The 6,860-nt window shown below is 42.6% G+C and carries 4 protein-coding genes; all 4 read right to left on the bottom strand.

Annotated features, from left to right (window positions below; genetic code table 11):
• Positions 1–153 precede the first annotated feature (153 nt).
• Positions 154–1,002, bottom strand: a complete 849-nt coding sequence (locus JF50_RS19745) for an aldehyde dehydrogenase family protein (RefSeq protein WP_052262519.1) — start codon at positions 1,000–1,002, stop codon at positions 154–156.
• A gap of 376 nt (positions 1,003–1,378) precedes the next feature.
• Positions 1,379–2,833 carry an SLC13 family permease gene (locus JF50_RS19740; RefSeq protein ID WP_039610945.1) on the bottom strand — a complete coding sequence of 485 codons (1,455 nt, stop codon included), beginning with the start codon at positions 2,831–2,833 and terminating at the stop codon, positions 1,379–1,381.
• A 167-nt stretch (positions 2,834–3,000) separates the two neighbouring features.
• Positions 3,001–4,521, bottom strand: coding sequence for a M20/M25/M40 family metallo-hydrolase (locus JF50_RS19735; RefSeq protein ID WP_039610944.1), 1,521 nt, complete (start codon positions 4,519–4,521; stop codon positions 3,001–3,003).
• A 57-nt stretch (positions 4,522–4,578) separates the two neighbouring features.
• Positions 4,579–6,750, bottom strand: coding sequence for a M4 family metallopeptidase (locus tag JF50_RS19730; RefSeq protein ID WP_052262343.1), 2,172 nt, complete (start codon positions 6,748–6,750; stop codon positions 4,579–4,581).
• Positions 6,751–6,860 lie beyond the last annotated feature (110 nt).

Raw genomic sequence — 6,860 nt, 5'->3', positions numbered from 1 at the left:
GCATAATACGTGAATCTAGCGGGGGATTTAGCACTAAGTGTATTCCAAAGTGCTCAGCACATACATCTTCAAGCGGCTTAGAGTGGCAAACTTGCGCTCCAGCTTCAATCGCTTCTTTTACGATTGACGCTAGCCTTTTGGCATGATGTGCGTTTAAAACACCTGTTTTAGTTTCCTTACCTTCGCAACTAAGCAACTGATGTTTAGTTTTGTGATAAAAGCATCATAGATAGATTCTTCTACCAACACATAATCAGGTGCCACGCACACTTGCCCTGCATTCATACTTTTTGCAAATATAATATCTAATACGGCTTTGTCTTGGTTCGCATCCGCTAACACCACCAAGGGTGATTTACCTCCAAGTTCCAAGGTGACCGGCACAAGATTTTGTGCGGCGGCTGCATACACTTGTTTACCAATGCTCGTAGATCCGGTGAAAAATAGGTGATCAAAACTTTGCTGGCTAAAGGCAGATGCAATAGCAGCATCGCCTTCGACAACAATGCAGTCATCCTCTATTGATTTAAGCACATCCCTCATCACACTGTTTACTGCCGGAGTGAATTCGCTGAGTTTTATCATCACCTTATTACCCGCTGCGATAGCTGTCGCCAGCGGGACCAGCGCCAATTGGATCGGATAATTCCATGGCGCAATAATACCAACAACCCCTTTAGGCACATACTCAATCCATACTTTGGAAGGAAAGAACTGCCAACCTGCTGTTTTAGATTGCGGTTTCATAAATGCATCGATATGACGACATAAGTAACGAATATGGCTTACGGTAGGGATTAAGTCAGCTACAAGCGTGTCGTACTCGGCCCGAACGCTAAAGTCTTGATTAGCCGCTTCTACGAAACGTTGTTTGTTTGCAATAATTGCAGCATTTAACTTTTTTAGTTTATCTTTTCTTTTCGCGCTCACTGGGAATGGCTCAAGACAGTATGCGGACTTTAAGCTCATTAACCCCTGCTCAATCACTTGTTCTTGATTCACTCTCTCAGCCTCACAAGTTTGCTCTCCATCAAAACTAAACAGTTAAACTTACCTTTTTATCGTGCCATTTTCAGCCTCTTAAGACTTACCCATTACTGAGCCTAATGTTCAGCTAGTTCATGCAGGAACGCAACCGTCACAATTTCAAAAGTCCTGACGCTCATATTTTTCATGCCATTATTTAACGTTAAAACAATATTCATCCATTAAAGCAGGCTTAGAAAGTTTTTAGATATTAAATCATATCAATCATTAATAAACCAAACTTATAGTTCGACGATAAAAATAAGATTGAACAAAGATAACGTATTTTTCAGTTCAACAAAAAGGCCACCTTCATTTAGGTGGCCTTACAACGGCTTAAAATAAATAGCGCTTAAAATACAAAAACCCACCGAGCAACCGTTAAGGTTAGAAGACTTATCATTGCAATAGCAATAAGGTTTAATACAAATCCAGCTTTAATCATATCCCTAATTTTTATCTCACCAGAGCCAAATACGATCGCATTGGGTGGAGTTGCAACAGGCATCATAAACGCGCAACTTGCAGCCATGGCAGCAGGAATGATCCACACCAAGGGAGTCCCCGTCACTTGCTCAGCAACCGGACCAAGTAAAGGTAAAAAGCCCGCAGCTGTTGCCGTATTGCTTGTCAGCTCAGTTAAAAATGTAATTAAAGCAGCCACAGCAATTACACTCAATACAAGTGGAATAGCACTCGCTCCCGCTAATAGGTTTGCGATGTACTCAGCCAGGCCAGATCCTTTAATTTGGCTCGCTAAAGTTAGCCCGCCACCAAATAATAAGAGTATGCCCCATGGCACTTCTTTTGCAGCAGGCCAGTCCATGACTTTTTGCTCGCCTTTACTGTCTGCAGGTAAAACAAATAACATAATAGACGCTGCAACAGCGATTCCCGTATCCGTTATGTTTAACCCTGTCCATGTTTGTAAATAGGGTCTCAATAGCCAACCAAATACAGCAAATAAGAAAACGTACATGACGTTTTTCTCAGCAATCGTCATGTTACCTTGCGCTTTGAGCTGAGCGGAAAATACCTCTGTCATCTGACTGTTGTTTTGTTGCGGAGCAAGTTTGAACGCAAACTTAGTTAACCAAAGCCAACACAAAATAATCATGCCAAATGTAAATGGCACCGCAACAATCATCCATTGTCCAAACCCTATTTCTATTTGATGGTTGTCCCACAGGTAAGCGACCATTAACGCATTTGGTGCTGTGCCAATAATAGTACCTACTCCACCTAAGCTTGCACTATAGGCAATAGCCAATAACAAAGCTTTGGCATAGTTATCACAGTGAGCACCGTTTTTTTGCAAAACATGGATCACAGACAACGCAATCGGTAATAACATCAATGTGGTGGCCGTATTATTTATCCACATAGACAAAAAGCCACTCACTAACATCATAGCCAGTACTTGATACTTAGGATTTGTGCCACTTTTAAGCATTGTTTTCAGCGCAATACGTTTGTGCAACTGCGACTTTTCCATCGCAATTGAAATCAAAAAACCGCCTAAAAATAAGAAAATTAAAGGATGCGCATAGGCAGACGAAGTACTCTTTATGTCGTTTATCCCCGCTAGAGGCACAGCCAATAAGGGCACCAATGAGGTAACAGGAATTGGGACTGTCTCACTTACCCACCAAACAGCGAGCCACATTGCCAAGCCAGCTGTGCGCCAGCCTTGCTCTGATAAACCTTCAGGGCCATGGGTGATACATGTCATTAAAAAAAGGAAAGGGCCTAGAAATAGCCAAAACTTGTTATATATGGAACTGCCTTTAACCATTGTATCCGTCATTTTTCTATTTTTTATAATTGTGCACTTAAAATAAGGAGGCAGTATGAATGACCCCCTACGTTTCCACAAGCCCACAACACCTCTAAGTTACATAAAACCGAACTTTTAATTACCACAATGTAAAATAGGTAATTGAAAACGCTACTGCCAGGCAGCAGCGCATAACATCACCTTGCCTTTATGGTCATCGTCACACCAGCAGCTTGCGTATAGCCTCTCAAATCAAAATACCAATTGCCGGATTCGGGAAGCGAAATGGTACACGTTTCTTCATTACCATATTTGTAAGGACGGCATCGAAATTGGGAGGTTGACGACTGAGTGCCAAAATTGACATATAAATCTGCATCGCCCGTTCCACCTGAAATTTTCACTGTCAGCTCTTGATAGCTACTCCCTATAGCCAGAGACGTTCGCCACCACTGCCCAGAAGATACGTTCAAATTTGTGTATGTCTGGTCAATTGGCGTAGGCTCTGTTGGTGGTGGCGTTACACTGCCAGCTGTTTTAGCTAACTCCGCAACATACGCACTCGCCAACTTAGCAAAATGAATTGAATGATCCGCGTCGTACTCAGTATCATTGGCAGTGTGTATTAAACGATTTGACTCTCTCATCCGTGACTCAAATGGAAATGACGCTGGAAAACTCTGTTGATACCAAGATGCATGATCAGAACAACCATAACCACAGCGATCAAAGCCATAGCTCACGTTCGTCAAATACCTATCAAGCAACTGGCTCATAAAGTTATTTTGTGCGCTATTGGTATAATCGGTAATGAATACGATATCGTACTGACCACCTTTATGCCCAGACATATCAAATTGCGCCATACCTACTACATTTTTACCCGATGCTTTATAATCTTGGGCGATCGCTTTGGAGCCTCTAAGCCCAACTTCCTCTGCTGCAAACCCCATTATTTTCACCGTTCTTTTCGGCTTATAGTTTGTATCCACAATGGCCTTAAGCACTTCACTGAGTACCGCAATTCCTGACGCATTGTCATCGGCCCCTGGCGCTCTGCCACTGCTGGGGTTACTGCCATTGATTGAATCTAAATGCCCACCAATAATCACAATTTCATCGGCCAATTCGCTCCCAGGGACCGTCACCACCACAGAGGACTGAGCCCATGAATGTGTGTAATGCTCGACAGAGATATCCGGGCGCGTACTGGCTAAGCTCTGCCAGTGGCTTTTAACCCAGTTTGACGCGTCAACACCAGATTGTTGAATGTAGTAACGATTATAAAACCCGGTCATCGCACTCACGGTGTTAACTAATCCCGTGGTCGATACTTTTCCCATTAAAGCTTGCACTGTTTCAGGATTATCAATTGAATATGTTAACTCTGGCTGGTTATTATGAGCATACTCTAATGTGGTCAAATAAGCCTTTGCCTCTGCTTCACTATCATGAGCGACAAACCCTCCGCATCTGTGATACTGCTCATGCATAAAGTGACTGAGGTTTTCATGCTCTGCCTCATGCATTAATAAAATATCCGCTTCTTGGTGAGTGTGACTTGCTTGGATATATGAACGACCTTTAACTGAGTTTTCTAATTGGTAGTGATGACTTGCTGATGCACCTAACGTTATCCATTTTTTTTCAGATACTGCATTTGATAAAGAGGAAAATGTAAGACACGCCAACAAACATAAGTATGTGTTTGAACGCATAATTTATCCTTTGGAAGATATCAAAAGGCGGCATGTCGCCGCCTTATCAAGTAAATCCTAATTTGCTTTGATATTCAGTGTCACGCCACTGGCATTACTATAACCACGTAAATCTATGTGCCACGTTCCTGATTGCGGGTTCGTGAAAGTGCAAGATTCACTATTGCCATTTTTATATGGACGACATTGGTATGAAGATGTAGAAGAAGCTGAACCAAAGTTGACGTAGAGGTCAGCATCACCACTTCCCCCTGAAATCGATACAGTTAAATTTGCGTATCCAGCATTGAGCTCTTGTGTATACCTAGCCCACTGCCCTGTAGACACAGATACATTGCTTTCTGTACGATCTATAGGCGGTGTATTATTGCTTCCATCTGAGTAACTTCCCGTTAGTGATACACCAGATATTTGATTCCATGCTTCAACCATCACAAAGTAAGTACCTGCTTGAATATTCGCGATTGAGCAAGACTCATTACTCGTAGAGGAAGTGCTCTTACAATCATAAGCTTGTAAGGTCGGCCTGGCACCAAACTTCACATATAAATCGGCGTCACCAGTTCCCCCAGTTGTGGTAAATTTAAGGTTACTTGACCCTGCTGGCACATTCAGTACAAAGAATTGCTGTGATTTAGCTGCACCACTGATGCCTGTGCGAGCTACACCGTTTGTTAACTCTTCATCAGTAGGCGGTGTGCCACAACTGCTGCCTGAACTCAGTTGAGATGTGACACCCACTAGCGCCAAAGCAGCCTTCACATCATCTGGGTTGTAGCCAAGGTCGCATGCAGCATCCATCACCCCATTACCAGCCAGATCCCAATCTGTACTTGCCGTCCAATACATCTGATTCGCTTTGGCCATCACCACAAAAGCTTTTTTAGTATCCCAGCCCGCTGTTGTTGCTAAATGATAAAAGGCTTTATTGAACACACCAGATGAGTGATGCACATCCATACCTGAAGTAAAGTTTGATTGATGATCAATAGAACGACCATCTTTTGTTGGATCATTCATATATCGAAGTGCACCACTCCCTTTGAAGATATCCTGTCCGACCAACCAGTCATTGCTCCCTCTCATATAGAATTCCGCAGCTTCGCCTGCCATATCAGAAAACGCCTCGTTTAAACCACCAGATTTATTACGGTAGATTAACCCTGAGTTTTGTTCTGTAAAACCATGGCTCACCTCGTGTGCAGACACATCCAAACTTACCAGTGGGTAAAATCGGTCTTTACCGTCACCAAAAGTCATCGAACGTCCATCCCAAAACGCATTTTCGTAATTATTGCTGTAGTGAACTCGCATTTGTAATTGGAAACTCAGTGGTGCCGTACCTAACCAATCACTGTACATATTGAACACCACATTACCAAAATAGTGCGCATCATTAAGCGGTGAATATGCGCCATTAATTTCTTTAACTGTATTCTCTGGGCAAGTGAAACTATGCGCGCTAGAACCGCTACTTCCATGATTTAAATGAATGGTCTTTACATTGGCATTATTCATTGTGCAGGTATTACCTGACTGGCTAACATCCAAATGACCATAGTCAGTACCATATTGATAACGGCCTGTTTTTTGGTTGCCACCCGGACCTGTTGCGTTAGCATGTTGAATATTATCATAGCTGAGTAACACTTCCCCAGTATGTGCATCAACAATTTGATATGGTCTGGATGGTGAGTCGCCATACGTCACATGCGAAAGCTCATAAACCAAACGAGCTTGATTATTTTTATCTACCCATATAGCGAGCTGCTCTGTCTCATGGAATGTTTTTTGCGCCAACTGCGTTGCTGGTAATGAGGCAGTCGATAAGGCTTTAGCCTGTGCCGCGGCCAAACTCGGCTTAACTGACATGACATCTGCATTAATGTCGTATACAGCAGCACCATGCGCGTGCTTCAACAGACCTTGCTTATCAAAAGTTAAACTGACTGTGTCACCAATAACAGGCAAGCCTTGATACATTTGTTGATAACGGTGGGTCACCGAACCATTCTTGTGTTTAAAGCTTTTGAGTATTTTTAGCGAGTCATCAGCAGAAAGGCCGATTAATTGATTTGCGGGTGTTGAGAGTAAACTCATCGATCCTGACTGCAACATGATATTTAAATTGTTATGTTGATTTAAATACTGCTTCTGCGCGGCGTTTGCAGCACAACTCAGTACCGCAAGAGTGGCGAGAGTTAATTTAGTTATTTTATGGTTTTTCACTTTATGCTCCTTGATTGTGTGTATTACATTCAAAAAATACCTGAATGTGCACCGTGTTTGGATGCATAGTTGAGACTAGCCAAATAAAACAAAAAATAAACCTTTAATTT

It is taken from the genome of Pseudoalteromonas luteoviolacea, from assembly GCF_000814765.1.
GTDB classification, from domain to species: Bacteria; Pseudomonadota; Gammaproteobacteria; order Enterobacterales; family Alteromonadaceae; genus Pseudoalteromonas; species Pseudoalteromonas luteoviolacea_H.
Note: the sequence above shows the minus strand (reverse complement) of the source record. Positions and strands in the feature narration are given on the sequence as shown.